The following is a 14963-nucleotide window of genomic DNA, read 5'->3' on the forward strand; positions in this document are numbered from 1 at the left end:
GTTTAGATTGTCCTATTAAGGAAGTAACTTACATCGCAAGGATGGTACGTACATCTTCTATAGTGTGAACCGTGAAACGGCCGAGAAATGCGCTTCTTTTTTGAAAAGATGTGTTATTTATAGTGTGAAGAAAAGGAGCGAGACAAATGAGTACAAATCTTTTCGACCAAATGGCCTTCATCAGAAGTCAAACGCTTGAAGCAATGGAGGGCGTAACGGAGGAGTTGGCGGATCGAATTCCCGCCGGTTTCCGCAATAATCTCCGTTGGCAGCTTGGTCACGTCTATACCGTTACGGAAAAATTGGCGTTTGCGCAATTGAAACTTCCGATGCATCTGCCGGAAGGGTTTATGGAGCGGTTTCCTTACGGAACGTCCCCGCTGGACAATATCGCAAACTCGTTCCCTGTGCCAACGTTACCGCAGCTGGAAAGCCTGTTGAAGGAACAACCGGAGAGAATTCGCGCGGTGCTGCCTAGTAGCCGTTTGAACGAAAGCGTACCTACCATTACAACGTCAACGGGACTCGGTTTGCTTACTCCAGAGCAGTCGCTTCGTTATAACATGTATCATGAAGGATTGCATTTCGGGATCATCTCGGTTTACAAAAGATTGCTATCCCGGTAACCAGCGAAATAATAAATATTGATGTAGAATCAGTTTGTCTATCACTTGGAGAGCCAGTTCAAGCTGAGCCGGCTGAATCACTTCTAACAACCGGCTTGAGATGACTTGATCAATTCTTGGAGTAGGAACCGTTGTGCAGGTTGCGCGGTGCCCATGCTCCCATCTGCCCTTGCACTCGTAAGTAGGGGAGATTCCGCCGTTTCCGGTGTACCGTAATGTACCGCATACTCATGCGCCGTCCGCATTTACCGCACAAAACAAGCCCTTGCATCGATTTTGATGGTCTTTTTTTTGTGACTGAAACACCTGAATTTAGAGCATTTCAAGATATATATATATGGAGCATGGTTTAGAACTAAAACTTGAAATGTGGGGCCGATGCCAGCTGGTATGAAAAGGTGAAAACAAGAGAATAATCCTATAAACCAAAGCCGCGTATCGCGGCTTTTTTGATTTGTGGGGTGTTAAATTTTTTTTTAACTTGCGGACGAAAATAAATTATGTTATATTTTATGTGTAACCGGTACCACATAGTAAAACGTCAGTATTATAGCCGTTAATATGAATTTGCGGTATCGTTACCATAAATATGAAGTTGGAAGTGAAACTAGGATGGCAACCATACGTGATGTAGCCAAGTTAGCCGGAGTCTCTGTTGCCACTATATCTCGTTACTTAAACAAAAGTGGATATGTAAACGCAGATACGGAAGTGAGTATAAAACATGCGATTGAAAAACTGAATTATTTACCTAGTGTGGTAGCAAGAGGGCTTGCTGGAAAAAGCACAAAAACATTTGCGCTAATTTTACCCGACATTTCAAATCCCTTTTTTCCAGAGCTGGCACGGGCAGTTGAAGATGTTGCTTCTACGTATGGATTTACTGTCATACTTTGCAATTCTGATGGCCAAATTGGTAAAGAGAAAAATTATATTGACATATTAAAGAGCAAAAATATCGATGGCATTATTTTTGCATCCAATACATTGGGACAAGAAGATGTAGACAAATTGGCGTCTTTTAACATCCCGTTCGTTTGTTTAGACCGAGCTCCTACGAATAAATCTTGCAGCGTTGTTCGTTCGAACAATCGTGAGGGAGGCAGATTAGCAGTAAAGCATCTTCTTGAGTCAGGAAGCAAGAAAATCGGGCATATTTATGGTCCTCAGGATCTGATCCCTGCCAAAGAGAGATTAATTGGATATGAGGAATCCGTAAGAGCTTTTGATTGGTTCAGCCCAAGTTTAATGGTTCAAGGGGATTTTGGGATTAGCGGTGGTATAAAAGCTACAGATGAACTTATGCGGCGGCATCCTGATATTGATGCTATTTTTGCAGGAAATGATTTAATGGCTGTCGGAGCCTTGAAAGCGCTGCATAGAATGGGCATTCAAGTACCTGGACAAGTTGTAGTTTGTGGATTTGATGGAATAAATATGACGGAAATAACAGAACCTGAACTAACAACGATTGCGCAACCCATTTATGATATGGGTGCTTTAGTATCAAGGATATTGATTAAGAAGATCGAAGGCACCATCGAAGCGGATCAAATTTATGAACTGGATGTCACGTTAATCCCAAGAGAATCTACGAAGAGGAGTGGGTAAATTGAAGGTACCTCATATTGTTGTGATCGGAAGCTTAAACATGGATATCGTTATTGAAGCAGATAGACACCCACAACTGGGAGAAACGATTCTTGGATCTAACGCCCAATTCATACCAGGTGGCAAAGGTGCAAATCAAGCGGTAGCGGCTGCAAGGCTCGGAGCCAAAACAACCATGATTGGAGCTGTTGGCACAGACAGTTTTGGTCAAGAGCTGCTGAAAGCTTTAGATGATAATAAGATCAGTAGAAACTCAGTTAAACTCGTGGACGGCACTGCAACAGGGATAGCTTCCATCTTTATCTCAAATGGGGATAACAGCATTGTGGTTGTTCCGGGGGCTAATTATCATTTACTACCAGAAGATATCGATCGATATGATGACATCATCCAAAATGCGGATATCCTTCTTCTTCAGTTGGAAATTCCATTAGATACGGTTATTCATGCAGCGAAAAAGGCAAAGTCATTTGGGAAGATTGTCGTCTTGAATCCGGCTCCCGCACAATTTTTGCCGGATGAACTATTGAGGAATGTAGATTACATCACTCCCAACCGGTCGGAATTGAGTTTGCTTACTGGGATTCAGGCAGAAGGTGATGAATTGGAAACTGCGATGACAAGCATAATACAAAGGGGAGCAAACAACGTGATCACGACGTTGGGGGCTGATGGATCGGCTTTTTTAGAAAAAGGGAAGCTGCAAAAAGTACCCGGTTATAAGGTTTCTGTTGTCGATACGACAGGTGCTGGGGATTCATTCAATGCCGGTTTAGCTTATTCACTTGCCATGCAAAACGGCTTGGAACAATCTGTATCATTTGCAGCTAAGGTATCAGCATTAGCCGTTACCAAGTTTGGGGCTCAAGCCGGAATGCCAAGCTTTGAGGATGTGGAACTGTTTGCGAAAAATTCCAAGGGAGAACCTACATGAAAAAGATCGGAATTTTAAATAGTGAAATTTCCAAGGTGATCAGTGAACTTGGGCATACCGATACAATTGTCATTTGTGATAGCGGGTTGCCTATTCCTGCCCACGTAAAGAGAATTGATCTGGCTTTAAAACAAGGTATCCCTTCTTTTATGGATTGTTTGGAAACCGTACTTCTAGAAATGCAAGTTGAGCAGGCTTTCATTGCAAGTGAAATGGATCAGGTAACTTCAAAGCTAAAGAAGCAAATGGAAACTTCTTTAAACGGGGTAACTATACATGAGGTGGGTCATGAAGAATTGAAGGCAATGACGCATCAGGCTAAGGCAATCATACGAACAGGTGAGTTTACTCCATATGCCAATGTTATTCTTCAGGCTGGAGTTATCTTCTGAAAGGAGGAATTGGAATGACGTCTACATTGTTGGAAATGAAGGGAATCAGTAAAAGTTTCCCTGGCGTTAAGGTGCTAGAGCAGGTTGATTTTACCCTGCATCGCGGAGAAGTTCATGCGCTGATGGGGGAAAATGGGGCTGGTAAATCTACGCTAATGAAAATATTAGGCGGGATTCATACAAAGGATAGTGGATCCATTACTGTTAATGGAAACGTTTACGATATTGCATCACCTTCCATGGCACAAAACTTAGGCATCGTTATTATTCATCAGGAGCTTAATATGGTTCCCCATTTAACAGTCATGGAAAATATTTTTCTTGGTCGAGAATTCACTTATGGAAAGTCGAAGCTAATTAACTGGAGAAGGATGAGACAAGAGTCCCATCGCTATTTATCTCAATTAGGTTTGAATATTGATCCGGGTACGTTAGTTAATGAGCTTTCTGTAGGCCAACAGCAGATGGTCGAAATTGCGAAAGCATTATCTATGAAGGCAGAAATTCTTGTTTTGGATGAGCCGACGGCTGCCCTCACGGACCGTGAAATTGAGGCCTTATTCCTAGTCATCGCTTCCCTTAAGGAAAAGGGTGTCGGCATGATTTATATATCCCATCGGATGGAAGAAATTTTCAGGATTTGCGATCAAGTTACGGTGATGCGCGATGGCCATTATATTGGAACCGAATACATTGCCAATACGACGATGGATCATCTCGTCAAAATGATGGTTGGCAGGGAAATTAAAGACCGTTTTCCTAAAGTAAAAATCACCCTAGGCGAAGAAAAACTGACGGTCAACGGGTTGACCCAAAAAGGGAAGCTCCATGACATTTCCCTATCTGTAAGAGCTGGAGAGATCGTCGGCATCGCCGGACTTATGGGTGCGGGAAGAACAGAACTGGCGAAAGCGCTATTCGGAGTGACACCTATTGATCGTGGAACGATTTCCATTAACGGAAAACCAGTCTCCATTCATAAACCGATTGATGCGATTCACGCCGGTATTGGCTTAATCACGGAAGATCGGAAAGATGAGGGACTGCTCCTTCCCCTTTCGGTCAACGATAACCTAGCCCTACCGAATTTAAAGATATTGTCATCATTTGGTTTCATGAATCGTTCAAAGGAACGGGAACTATCGGATTCCATGATAAAAAAACTGCTGATTAAAACACCAAACAGTGAGCAGAAAGTCGGCTCTCTAAGCGGAGGTAACCAGCAAAAAGTGGTCATCGGGAAATGGTTGGCCACGAACCCGCAAGTATTGATATTGGATGAGCCTACACGCGGAGTTGATATCGGTGCGAAGAAAGAAATCTATGATCTAATGAATGAACTAGTTTCGCAAGGTGTAGCCATTCTTATGATCTCTTCCGAGCTTCCGGAAGTTTTAGGAATGAGTGACCGCATACTTGTCATGCACGAGGGGAAAATAAGCGGTGAATTTACACAAGAAGATGCAAGTCAGGAAAAAATTATGTTAAGTGCAACAGGGGGAGGGAACCGACATGCAGGTTGACGGTAAAGCTTTAAGCAGACCCAAAATCGGTAAGATGCAGAGTCTGGGGTCTTTATTGGGATTGGTTCTAATTGTAGTCATTTTGTCGGTAGTGAACGGTGACTTTTTAACCGTTGGTAATATTTTTAACGTTCTTCGTCAAATTTCGATTAATGCTCTTATTGCCTTTGGTATGACATTCGTCATTCTGACTGGGGGAATCGATCTTTCTGTAGGATCCATACTGGCTTTATCAAGTGCTTTTACGGCTGGTTTAATGGCAAGCGGGATGAATACGTGGCTAGCTGTAGGAATCGGTTTAGTTAGCGGTTTGATCATGGGGGCGATCAACGGCTTATTAATCACGAAAGGTAAGGTTGCTCCATTTATTGCGACACTGGCAACAATGACAGTATTCCGCGGGCTTACCTTAGTTTATACGCAGGGAAGGCCAATCACGGGCTTCAAAGAGGATTTCGCTTTGTTAGGGAAGGGGTATTTTCTGCAAATTCCAATGCCGATTATATGGATGGTCATTGCATTTGCAGTTTTATATATCATTTTAAAGCATACAACTTTTGGTCGGCGTGTCTACGCGCTCGGCAGCAACGAGGAGGCGACTTGGCTTTCAGGTATTAACACATCGAAAGTAAAAATCTTGGTTTACTCGATTAGCGGTTTATTAGCTGCAATTAGCGGTATCATTCTAACTTCCAGACTTAACTCCGCTCAGCCGACAGCTGGAGGAGCGTTTGAACTGGATGCGATTGCAGCCGTAGTTCTTGGTGGAACCAGTTTATCAGGGGGAAGAGGCTGGATTGTCGGTACATTAATCGGAGCCATGATCATTGGTGTATTAGACAACGGTCTTAACCTATTAAATGTTTCGTCTTTTTATCAGCAGGTGGTTAAAGGGGTAGTCATCTTAATTGCTGTCTTGTTAGACAGATCGAAAGCTCGAAAATAAAACACATCAAAGGGGAGTTTACCATGAAAAAAATGAATCTCGTATTATCTGCCGTAGTAGCGGTGTTCCTGATACTTGCTGGTTGTTCGACTCAATCTAAGGTTGAGGGAGGAGCTACGGCTGCACCATCAGCTACCGCGGATAGCAAAGCAGCTGCAGGCAAAATGACAATTGGGCTTTCCGTTTCCACATTAAATAATCCATTCTTCGTCACTTTGAAAGACGGTGCGGATAAAGCGGCAAAAGAAGCTGGTGCTACGTTGGTTGTTGTAGATGCTCAAAATGATACAGCGAAGCAAATTAGCGGTATTGAAGATTTAATTCAGAAAAAGGTAAGCGTAATTCTTATCAATCCGACAGATAGCGATGCTATTGTTACTGCAGTTCAATCTGCCAATAAAGCCAACATTCCTGTAATTACAGTAGACCGTGCAGCCAATGGCGGAACAGTCGTTACTCACATTGCTTCAGATAATGTAAAAGGCGGCAAAATGGCAGGCGACTTTATTTTGAAAACCCTTGGTGACAAAGGTAATCTTGTAGAACTTCAAGGGATCGCAGGAACTTCTGCAGCACGTGATCGTGGAAAAGGTTTCCATGATGCTGTTGACGGAAAAGCTGGCGTAAAAGTGATTGCTTCTCAACCTGCTGATTTCGACCGAGCAAAAGGGCTTTCCGTTATGGAAAATATTTTGCAAGGAAATAAAGATATTCAGGCGGTATTTGCTCATAATGATGAAATGGCATTAGGTGCCCTTCAAGCGATTCAATCCTCTGGTAAAAATATTGCTGTAGTTGGTTTCGATGCTACCGATGACGCGGTTAAAGCCGTAAATGACGGAAAACTTGCCGCAACAGTAGCTCAAAAACCGGCATCCATCGGAGACACAGCTGTGAAAACAGCATTAAAAGTGCTAAAAGGGGAACAAGTTGAAAAATTTATTCCGGTTGATTTGGAATTGATCACGAAAAAATAAGAATATGTATATGTTTATCATATTGGCAAAATGAGAGATGAACCCTTCCACTTAAGGAAATTAAGGTGGTGGGGTTCGTTTCTGTTTAATTGATTCTTACAAAGCATGAGAGATATTTTCGGGAAATCGGCATGTTTCTAAGTGATGTGGTCTTAATCACAGGTCAATATAGATAAAAAGGCGAACGATTGGCTTGATTAATTCAGGAATCCTATGTATTATTAAGATAGATTTGAAAGCGTAGAAGTCAATAATCGTTCTTGAAGGTGATTTCAATGTCCCAATCAGATTCTAATGAATACAAGAAGAAGCTGTGTCACCTATATAACGAGATTTCTAAAGAATTGTTCGGCTTTGGAACCACTTTGCTCAAGGTATCGCTGGATCAGAACATCATTACTTTTCATGCAAAGCATCGTCGTTCACCCCGTTCTACCGCGCTTGAAGGAGAGGCACCGACTTTGAAACACGAAGTGGATTTCTATATGTCTTCGATATATAAGAAAAGAATCCGCGAGAAGTTGGAACAAGAGATGGGATTATCGATGGATGCGGTATTAAGAGATTATGATCCGCCAACGCAATGGGCAATTACGAACATCATTCTTAAACAAACCGAATAGCTCAGACCACGGTGTTTCACTTTTGATCTATCTTAAGTGGAAATCGCATGTATATCTGTAGATGTCTCTTTACATTGTTTACGATGAAAAGTGCTCTTGATTAGAAGGTTATCTTCTATCAAGGGCACTTTTCTGTTTATTAGCGCTTATGCGCATAGATGTAAGGCCTAGGGTAGCATACTAGTAAAAAATGACATGGGGTTCACGCTTCAAAACATAGATATACAAACTTGGGAGGTTATTAATGATGAAAAAAAGAATGCTTCAAAGCCTTATTTCGCTGTCCGTGGTGGGACTGGCTCTAACAGGATGCGGCACAGCGCCGTCCAAAGATCAGGGGACTGCAAGCGCAAGTCCAGCTTCAACGGCACCGACGGCAACAGCCAAAGGAGCGCCTACCGAATTAGTCATTTCAACATGGGGCTTCTCGGATGACTTCTTCAAGAAGGAAGTTTATGCGCCATTCGAGAAAGAGCACAACGTCAAGATCGTTCTGGAGATTGGTAATAACTCGGAACGTCTGAACAAAGTGAAGCAAGGCAGCAGTTCCAAAGTGGATCTTATCTATTTATCCGATTACTATGCGCAGCAAGGTATTGAAGCTGGACTCTTTGATAAGATTGATCGCACCCGTATCCCGAACTTGAAAGACGTCTACGATGTAGCCAAAGCTCCGCTTGGCGAAGATTATGGTCCTGCCTACACGATAGGCCGTTTAGGGATCGCCTACAATCCGAAAGCGACAAGTAAAGAAATTAAGTCATGGAGCGATCTATGGAGTCCTGAGCTTGCGAAGAAACTGACGCTGCCGAACATCACGTCAACCACAGGTCCAATGATACTAGACGCGGCATCGGTCGTGGCTGGGAATACAACGTTCAATGCGGATCAAGCTTTCGCCAAAGTGAAAGAACTGAATAAAGGCGTGGTTAAATACTACGGTCAAACTTCCGAGTTCGTGAACATGTTCGCGCAAGGGGAGATTGCCGCTGGGCCAATCATGGAAATGTATGTAAAGGATTTGAAAAAGGCTGTGCCGGAAACCAAGTTTGTTTCCCCGACTGAAGGGGCATACGCTGTCATGAATACAGTTAACGTGATCAAGGGAAGTAAAAACAAGCAGTTGGCTGAAGATTTCATTAACTGGCATTTGAGCAAAGAAGTACAAGAAAAATCTGCGAAAGCCAAAGTCGATTCCCCTGTAAATACGACTCTTCAACTCTCGGCTGATGACGCACAAGGTATTACTTATGGGACAGAAGTCGTAAGTAAACTTCGCAAGTTGGACATGAAATTCGTGAATCAAAACCTTAAAGGGTGGATTGACCGCTGGAATAAAGAAGTTACTCAATAATTGAAGATCGAACAAGGGTATATGATTGTGGATATACCCTTATCTGTATGAAATGGAAGGGGGTTTATCATGACAAAGAAGGTCATCCTGGATGTAGATACAGGCGTAGACGATGCGCTGGGCATTTTGCTAGCCGTTGGCAGCGGGGAAATGGAAGTGCTCGGCATCACTACGGTGAACGGCAACGTATCACTTGATCAGGCTACTCTGAATACCTGCAAAGTTCTGCAGCTGCTGGGAATGGAACAGCAGATTCCGGTTTTTAAAGGGGCGAATAAGCCTTTGCTGCGCACGACATATTTTGAGCATCGCGTTCACGGCAAGGACGGACTTGGCGGAGCTTTAAGCGATATGCAGGTTCACACACAGGCGGCTGAGGGACATGCGGTCGATTTCATCATCGAGCAAGTGAAGCAGCACGCAGGTGAAGTCACGCTTATTATGACCGCGCCGCTGACGAATCTGGCCATGGCAGTGATGAAATACCCGGACTTGATTCATCAGGTCCGCGAAGTTGTTGTGATGGGCGGCGTTGTCCAAGGCTTCGGCAATGTGACGCCGACGGCGGAGTATAATATGTACGTCGATCCAGAAGCAGCGAAGATCGTGCTGCATGCGGGATTCCCGGCCTTAACGCTCGTAGGCTTGGATGTAACCAGGAAGGCGCTGCTGACAGAAGAACATATCCGCTCGCTCGGAGATACGCCGATTGGCCGCTATGTCAAGGAAAGCACAGCAGATTACATGCAGCGCTATCACGAGCGCAACGGTGTGCGGGCTTGCGCCCTTCACGACCCGCTTGCAGTCGGGGTGGCGCTGAATAAAGAGCTGGTTACCACTCGTCATTATTACGTAGATATAGAAACTCGAAGTGAGTTGTGCGACGGGCAAACGGTCTGTGATTTCCAAAACCGATTGGCTAAGACTGCTAATGTCCATGTGTGTATGGAAGTGTCCGCCGAAGCTTTTCTCGACCAATTCATCCGCGCACTGCGCGCCTAGCGAACCCAGGAACAGGAGTAAAGCTACATGAAAAAAACGTATTTATATTTACTATTGCTGCCTGGATTACTGTTCCTGACGGTTTTCATGGTGGTTCCGATCCTTCTTACGATAGGTTCAACCTTTTTCAATAAGGGCAGCTTCACATTAGCCGGTTACTGGAGCTTCTTCAAGGACCCCTACTTTCTGAAAATTTTATGGACGACCCTGCGTGTTAGTGTGGTCACAACCTTGCTATGCATCGTGGTGGGCTTCCCGGTTGCTTATTTCATCTCCAAGCAAAGCACAAGGCAGAAGGCGATTCTGCTTGCCTTAGCGATTTTTCCGCTGCTCACCAGCTCTGTTGTTAGGTCGTTCAGTTGGATGATTATTTTGGGCAAAAAGGGGCTGCTGAATAACGCGCTGATCGCCATTGGCTTGATCAAGGAGCCGCTCGATATCTTGTACACGCCTGCTGCGATGATGATCGGTCTGGTCCATTTATTCCTGCCGCTCATTATTATTACCTTGGTCGGTGTTCTTGAGAATATAGATCCGGATCTGCTGAAAGCGGCGGAAAGCTTGGGAGCGGGTCGCTTCACGGCTTTCGTCAAAGTCATCGTGCCGCTTAGCGTACCCGGATTAATCATAGGAAGTATTCTAGTCTTCGTGGGCAGTCTGACGGCCTATACGACACCAGCTTTGCTCGGAGGCAAGCAGCGGGTTATCTCCACATTCCTATATCAGAACGCGATTACGCTGAATGATTGGTACCTCGCCTCCGTTATTGCGGTAATTATGATCGTAATTACTTTTGTGGTCATCGCGCTGATGAATAAACTGGCTGTTAAATTAAATCCAAAGGGGTAGAAATATGCGGGAGAAGAACCGAGGGCTGGCCGTATTTACGCTTCTTGTCTATCTATTTTTGCTCGGGCCGCTCATCATCATTGCATTTGCATCATTTGAGCCAGGGAGTATCTTGAAATTTCCGCCGACAGGCTTCTCTTTAAAATGGTACCGTAACATCCTGGACGTCAAGATGTTCATGTTGACGTTCAACACGTCCATCATCGTCTCGCTGCTTGGCAATATATTCGCGCTGCTGCTGGGGATTCCCGCTGCTTACGCGTTAAGCCGTTTTACGTTCAAAGGGAAGGAAGCGCTGAATGCGATTTTCATATCCCCTGTGTTAATCCCTGGTATCGTACTTGGGTTTACAATGCTCAAGTATTTGATTGTGATGTACCACCTGCCGGTCTATGCGGCATTGTTGGTTGGACATACAGTCATCATGCTGCCTTTTATTATTCGGGTTATTGCTTCTAGCTTATCGAACTTCGATTTTGCGATTGAAGAAGCCGCGTTAAGTTTGGGCAGCGGACACTTGAAGACCTTTTTTAAAGTCGTTCTGCCGAACATCAAATCCGGGATTATTGCGGCAATTTTGATTGCTTTCTTGGAATCTTTCAATAATGTAGACATTTCGGTCTTTATGACGGGACCTGGGGTCAGTACACTGCCTATTCAGATGCTGACTTATGTGGAGAATCATTTTGATCCGACGATTGCTGCTATTTCTGTGCTGCTGATGCTGTTCACGGCTGTACTTATGTTCATCATTGAACGGTTGATGGGTTTATCCTATTTCACCAAACGATAACGGAGGCTTGTATCCATGGCATTGCTATCACTGGAAAAAATTTCGGTTGCCTACGACCAGCACTATATTCTGCAGGATTTCAACCTGAGTGTTGAAAAAGGAAGCTTGATCTCGCTGCTTGGTCCTAGCGGATGCGGGAAAACGACGACCTTGCGGCTTATCGCAGGATTCATCGAGGCGAAATCAGGCACTTTCTCATTGAATGGAAAAGATTATACGCATGTTCCTGTGAATAAACGCAATTTTGGCTTCGTTTTCCAGAGCTATGCGTTATTCCCGCATTTGTCGATTTACGATAATGTGGCTTTCGGCCTGCGCTTGCGCAAAGTGGGTGGGGCGGAGCTGGATCGCCGCGTGCGTCACATTCTCGATGTCGTCAGCTTGTCCGGCTTCGAGAAGCGTTACCCTAAGGAGCTGTCGGGCGGCCAAAGACAGCGCGTAGCGATTGCGCGGGCGCTCGTCATCGAGCCGGAACTGCTTCTCTTCGACGAGCCGCTGAGCAATTTGGATGCGAATCTGCGGGTCAACATGCGGGTGGAGATCCGCCGTATCCAGCAGGAGCTTGGCATTACGACGGTATATGTATCGCATGATCAGGAAGAGTGCTTCTCGATCTCCGATAAAGTAGCGATCATGAATAAAGGGATTATCGAGCAGCTAGGCGCCCCGGCGACGATATTCAAATATCCTAAGACGGAGTTCGTGGCGCGGTTTATCGGGTTTACGAATTTTATCAACTTCGAGTCACGGTTTGATGGCAGTGAAGAAATTGCCCTCAAGGTGAAAGATTATATGTTCGCTGTAACCAAGCATGCGAGTAAAGGCGAACAGCTAGGCAAGCAAGGAGCTATCCGTCCGGACGATGTCGTGATGGGAACGCTGGATGAGCTGGATGAAGGGGCCAATCGCGTGAGCGGCCGCGTCAAGGTTAGCACGTTCCTCGGACGAAGCTATCAGTATGTGATTGAAACGGAACTTGGTTCCTTCACCGTGAATAAAGAAATGGAGTTTCCCTATGTGAACGGGCAAGAGGTTCGGCTTCATTTTCCGGGTGAGAAATTAGTAATCGTTGAGTAGTGGACTTGGAGGTGAAGACAGATGCGCATTGATGTACTAATTGAGAATGTCCAGATTTATAACAGTTACTTTAAAACATTTATCCATGGCAACGCAGCAATCCTGGACGGTAAATTTTTATATATTGGCAAAAGAGGGACGGAAAGTTTCGAAGCCGCGGAACGTTTAGACGGAAACGGCCGTTACATGATTCCAGGTCTTATCGATATCCATTTGCATATTGAAAGCACGATGGTGACGCCGGAAACGTTCTCCTACGGACTCATTCGTAATGGGGTCACAACCATTGTTCCTGAACCTCACGAGATTGCCAACGTCTTCGGGCTGGATGGGGTCAAGCAGTTTATGAAAGCCAGTCAGGATTGTATCGCGGACATGTTCTACGCCATCCCGAGCTCGGTTCCAGCGACATCCATGGAAACGACAGGCGGCGAGATTCATATCGCCGATTTGGACGAGCTGCTACGGACGGAACGGATCATCTGCCTGGGTGAAATCATGAATTTCGTTGATGTTATCACAGACCCCGATTGCAAAACAAATCAAATCATCAACCATGTCCGCGCCAACTATCCGCATCTCATTATTGAAGGGCATGTGCCTAAGCTGTTGGATTTGGATCTGCACCGGATGATTTACAGCGGGGTCGATTCGGATCATACGCATCAGTCGATTGAGGGCATGGAAGCCCGGATCGCTGCGGGCATGTTCATCGAAATTCAAGAGAAATCAATGACGGATGAAGTCATGGCTTATTTAATCCAGCATGATGTATCCGAGCATTACTGCTTCGTTACCGATGATGTGATGGCTGACTCCTTCCAGCGCCGCGGGCACTTGAATCATATTGTGCGCAAAGCAATCGGCATGGGTATGAAGCCCGAGCAGGCCATTTATGCCAGCACACTCTCTCCAGCCAAGCGGATGCGGATGTATGACCGCGGGGTAATCGCTCCTGGCAAGATAGGCGATTTCCTGCTGCTTTCCAATTTAGAACAGCTAACGATTGAGCAGGTCTTCAAGGCCGGGCGTAAAGTTTACGATGTGGAAGAGGCTTATACGCCAATCATCAAGCCGCCGGCTTTCCCTGCGCATTATTATCAGAGCGTGCAGTTGGCGCCTTTAACGGAAGCGGATTTTGTTGTCAGTATAGAAGAAGCTGACGCTGTTTATACGTGTCGCAAGATGATGGTGAAGGATGGTTCTACATTCACAGAGGAACAGCACGCTCAGGTTGAAGTCCAGCAAGGGAAGCTGTTGTGGCAGGAAAGCGGCAACGCACTCATTGCTACATTCGAACGCTACGGGAAGAATGGCAACCGCGCCTACGGGCTGATCGGCGGCGATACGATCAAGCGGGGAGCTATCGCGACGACGTATTCCCACGACAATCATAACTTGCTCGTTGTCGGGCTTAATCCCGCTGATATGCAGCTTGCCGCTAACGAAGTGATTAACAATCAAGGCGGTTTCAGCGTGGTGGAAGACGGCAAAGTGATCGCGAACCTCAGGCTGCCTGTGGGCGGCATCTTAACGGAAGAGCCGCTGGAGCAGGTAGCCAAGGAAGTGGAACAGCTACGCCAAGCGATGGAATCGCTGGGCTACCAGCATTATAATCCCATCATGTCCATCAGTACGCACTCTCTACCGGTAAGTCCGGCTTTGAAAATTACGGACTTCGGTTTAATCGATGTGAATCAGGGCAAGGTAGTCCCACTTATTATTAAATAGAGCATAGGCCATCTCCGTTAAAGGACGCGAGAGGGTCTTTTTTAATTTGCGGCTGCTGTTAGTTGCTCTAATATAATCATACTTACGAACGTTCAGAATGATGAATGATATGGCTGCCACTCGGATCAAAAAAGTAGCCTTCACACACTTTGCTAAAACGGATATGAAAGTGCTTCGCTTGCAGATAATGCTACTTTGAATATACAAATTCAAGAGCTGTTTAGAAATCAGGAGTCTGATCGTGTTGTCGATTTTATAAATCAATCAGAGTCTTAAACAAATTGCTATCAAGAAATGAAAGTTATATATTTGTTACAGAATTGAAATCTTATTTTCATCTGGGAATAATCTTTCAAGATTATAATAAAAGTCGACCCCCCTTTTTAAATATAAACTTAGACCCTCAGCCCGCTGCTGAACTGTAACCCGTTTCGTAGACATTTTAATAAAAAGAACTAAGCAGCAAGGAGATGGTCCCTGAACTGGTCAGGGGTCATCTTTTTTAATGTCCACTGATATCTTGAT

At 45.0% G+C, this 14963-nt stretch carries 15 protein-coding genes; 14 read left to right on the top strand and 1 reads right to left on the bottom strand.

Features of this window, described 5'->3' with window-relative positions; translation table 11 throughout:
- The first annotated feature begins 146 nt into the window (after nt 1–146).
- Complete coding sequence (locus AC58P7_RS23160; protein ID WP_497347067.1) at nt 147–626, top strand: DinB family protein; 480 nt, start codon at nt 147–149, stop codon at nt 624–626.
- Nucleotides 627–709: 83 nt separating this feature from the next.
- On the opposite strand, the gene AC58P7_RS23165 is transcribed toward AC58P7_RS23160, so the two are convergent.
- Complete coding sequence (locus AC58P7_RS23165; protein ID WP_497347069.1) at nt 710–871, bottom strand: hypothetical protein; 162 nt, start codon at nt 869–871, stop codon at nt 710–712.
- Between the two features lie 367 nt (nt 872–1238).
- On the opposite strand from AC58P7_RS23165, the gene AC58P7_RS23170 reads away from it, so the two are divergent.
- The 13 genes from AC58P7_RS23170 to AC58P7_RS23230 all read left to right on the top strand — a co-directional run bounded on the left by AC58P7_RS23170 (nt 1239) and on the right by AC58P7_RS23230 (nt 14438).
- Nucleotides 1239–2237, top strand: a complete 999-nt coding sequence (locus AC58P7_RS23170; RefSeq protein WP_497347071.1) for a LacI family DNA-binding transcriptional regulator — start codon at nt 1239–1241, stop codon at nt 2235–2237.
- Nucleotides 2230–3171, top strand: a complete 942-nt coding sequence (rbsK, locus tag AC58P7_RS23175; RefSeq protein WP_497347073.1) for a ribokinase — start codon at nt 2230–2232, stop codon at nt 3169–3171. Before AC58P7_RS23170 ends, rbsK begins: the two co-directional genes overlap by 8 nt.
- On the top strand, nt 3168–3563 hold the full coding sequence (gene rbsD / locus AC58P7_RS23180; RefSeq protein ID WP_497347075.1) for a D-ribose pyranase: 396 nt from the start codon (nt 3168–3170) through the stop codon (nt 3561–3563). Before rbsK ends, rbsD begins: the two co-directional genes overlap by 4 nt.
- Nucleotides 3564–3577: 14 nt before the next feature.
- The gene (locus tag AC58P7_RS23185) at nt 3578–5086 is read left to right on the top strand and encodes a sugar ABC transporter ATP-binding protein (protein ID WP_497347077.1); all 1509 of its coding nucleotides are present in this window, start codon (nt 3578–3580) and stop codon (nt 5084–5086) included.
- 34 nt (nt 5087–5120) lie between these two features.
- Nucleotides 5121–6032, top strand: a complete 912-nt coding sequence (locus AC58P7_RS23190) for an ABC transporter permease subunit (protein WP_497347107.1) — start codon at nt 5121–5123, stop codon at nt 6030–6032.
- 23 nt (nt 6033–6055) lie between these two features.
- On the top strand, nt 6056–7009 hold the full coding sequence (gene rbsB, locus AC58P7_RS23195; RefSeq protein ID WP_047671973.1) for a ribose ABC transporter substrate-binding protein RbsB: 954 nt from the start codon (nt 6056–6058) through the stop codon (nt 7007–7009).
- 275 nt (nt 7010–7284) lie between these two features.
- On the top strand, nt 7285–7632 hold the full coding sequence (locus tag AC58P7_RS23200) for a hypothetical protein (protein WP_056619026.1): 348 nt from the start codon (nt 7285–7287) through the stop codon (nt 7630–7632).
- A gap of 244 nt (nt 7633–7876) precedes the next feature.
- Nucleotides 7877–8986 (top strand): ABC transporter substrate-binding protein, encoded by a 1110-nt coding sequence (locus tag AC58P7_RS23205; RefSeq protein ID WP_497347080.1) that lies wholly within the window; start codon nt 7877–7879, stop codon nt 8984–8986.
- A gap of 69 nt (nt 8987–9055) precedes the next feature.
- On the top strand, nt 9056–9988 hold the full coding sequence (locus AC58P7_RS23210; protein ID WP_497347082.1) for a nucleoside hydrolase: 933 nt from the start codon (nt 9056–9058) through the stop codon (nt 9986–9988).
- Nucleotides 9989–10015: 27 nt separating this feature from the next.
- Nucleotides 10016–10837 carry an ABC transporter permease gene (locus AC58P7_RS23215; protein ID WP_497347083.1) on the top strand — a complete coding sequence of 274 codons (822 nt, stop codon included), beginning with the start codon at nt 10016–10018 and terminating at the stop codon, nt 10835–10837.
- A gap of 4 nt (nt 10838–10841) precedes the next feature.
- Complete coding sequence (locus AC58P7_RS23220; RefSeq protein ID WP_497347085.1) at nt 10842–11630, top strand: ABC transporter permease; 789 nt, start codon at nt 10842–10844, stop codon at nt 11628–11630.
- Nucleotides 11631–11645: 15 nt separating this feature from the next.
- Nucleotides 11646–12707, top strand: a complete 1062-nt coding sequence (locus tag AC58P7_RS23225; RefSeq protein WP_497347087.1) for an ABC transporter ATP-binding protein — start codon at nt 11646–11648, stop codon at nt 12705–12707.
- Nucleotides 12708–12728: 21 nt separating this feature from the next.
- Nucleotides 12729–14438, top strand: coding sequence for an adenine deaminase C-terminal domain-containing protein (locus tag AC58P7_RS23230; protein WP_497347089.1), 1710 nt, complete (start codon nt 12729–12731; stop codon nt 14436–14438).
- The last annotated feature ends 525 nt before the right edge of the window (nt 14439–14963 follow it).

The sequence above is a fragment of the Paenibacillus sp. J22FR5 genome, assembly GCF_059691975.1.

Coding starts and splice junctions, on each gene's coding strand:
- AC58P7_RS23230 (WP_497347089.1), top strand. CDS start 12,729: ATGCGCATTGATGTACTAATTGAGAATGTCCAGATTTATAACAGTTAC.
- AC58P7_RS23190 (WP_497347107.1), top strand. CDS start 5,121: ATGCAGAGTCTGGGGTCTTTATTGGGATTGGTTCTAATTGTAGTCATT.
- AC58P7_RS23205 (WP_497347080.1), top strand. CDS start 7,877: ATGATGAAAAAAAGAATGCTTCAAAGCCTTATTTCGCTGTCCGTGGTG.
- rbsD (WP_497347075.1), top strand. CDS start 3,168: ATGAAAAAGATCGGAATTTTAAATAGTGAAATTTCCAAGGTGATCAGT.
- AC58P7_RS23160 (WP_497347067.1), top strand. CDS start 147: ATGAGTACAAATCTTTTCGACCAAATGGCCTTCATCAGAAGTCAAACG.
- AC58P7_RS23225 (WP_497347087.1), top strand. CDS start 11,646: ATGGCATTGCTATCACTGGAAAAAATTTCGGTTGCCTACGACCAGCAC.
- AC58P7_RS23185 (WP_497347077.1), top strand. CDS start 3,578: ATGACGTCTACATTGTTGGAAATGAAGGGAATCAGTAAAAGTTTCCCT.
- AC58P7_RS23165 (WP_497347069.1), bottom strand. CDS start 871: ATGCGGACGGCGCATGAGTATGCGGTACATTACGGTACACCGGAAACG.
- AC58P7_RS23210 (WP_497347082.1), top strand. CDS start 9,056: ATGACAAAGAAGGTCATCCTGGATGTAGATACAGGCGTAGACGATGCG.
- rbsB (WP_047671973.1), top strand. CDS start 6,056: ATGAAAAAAATGAATCTCGTATTATCTGCCGTAGTAGCGGTGTTCCTG.
- AC58P7_RS23220 (WP_497347085.1), top strand. CDS start 10,842: ATGCGGGAGAAGAACCGAGGGCTGGCCGTATTTACGCTTCTTGTCTAT.
- AC58P7_RS23200 (WP_056619026.1), top strand. CDS start 7,285: ATGTCCCAATCAGATTCTAATGAATACAAGAAGAAGCTGTGTCACCTA.
- AC58P7_RS23170 (WP_497347071.1), top strand. CDS start 1,239: ATGGCAACCATACGTGATGTAGCCAAGTTAGCCGGAGTCTCTGTTGCC.
- AC58P7_RS23215 (WP_497347083.1), top strand. CDS start 10,016: ATGAAAAAAACGTATTTATATTTACTATTGCTGCCTGGATTACTGTTC.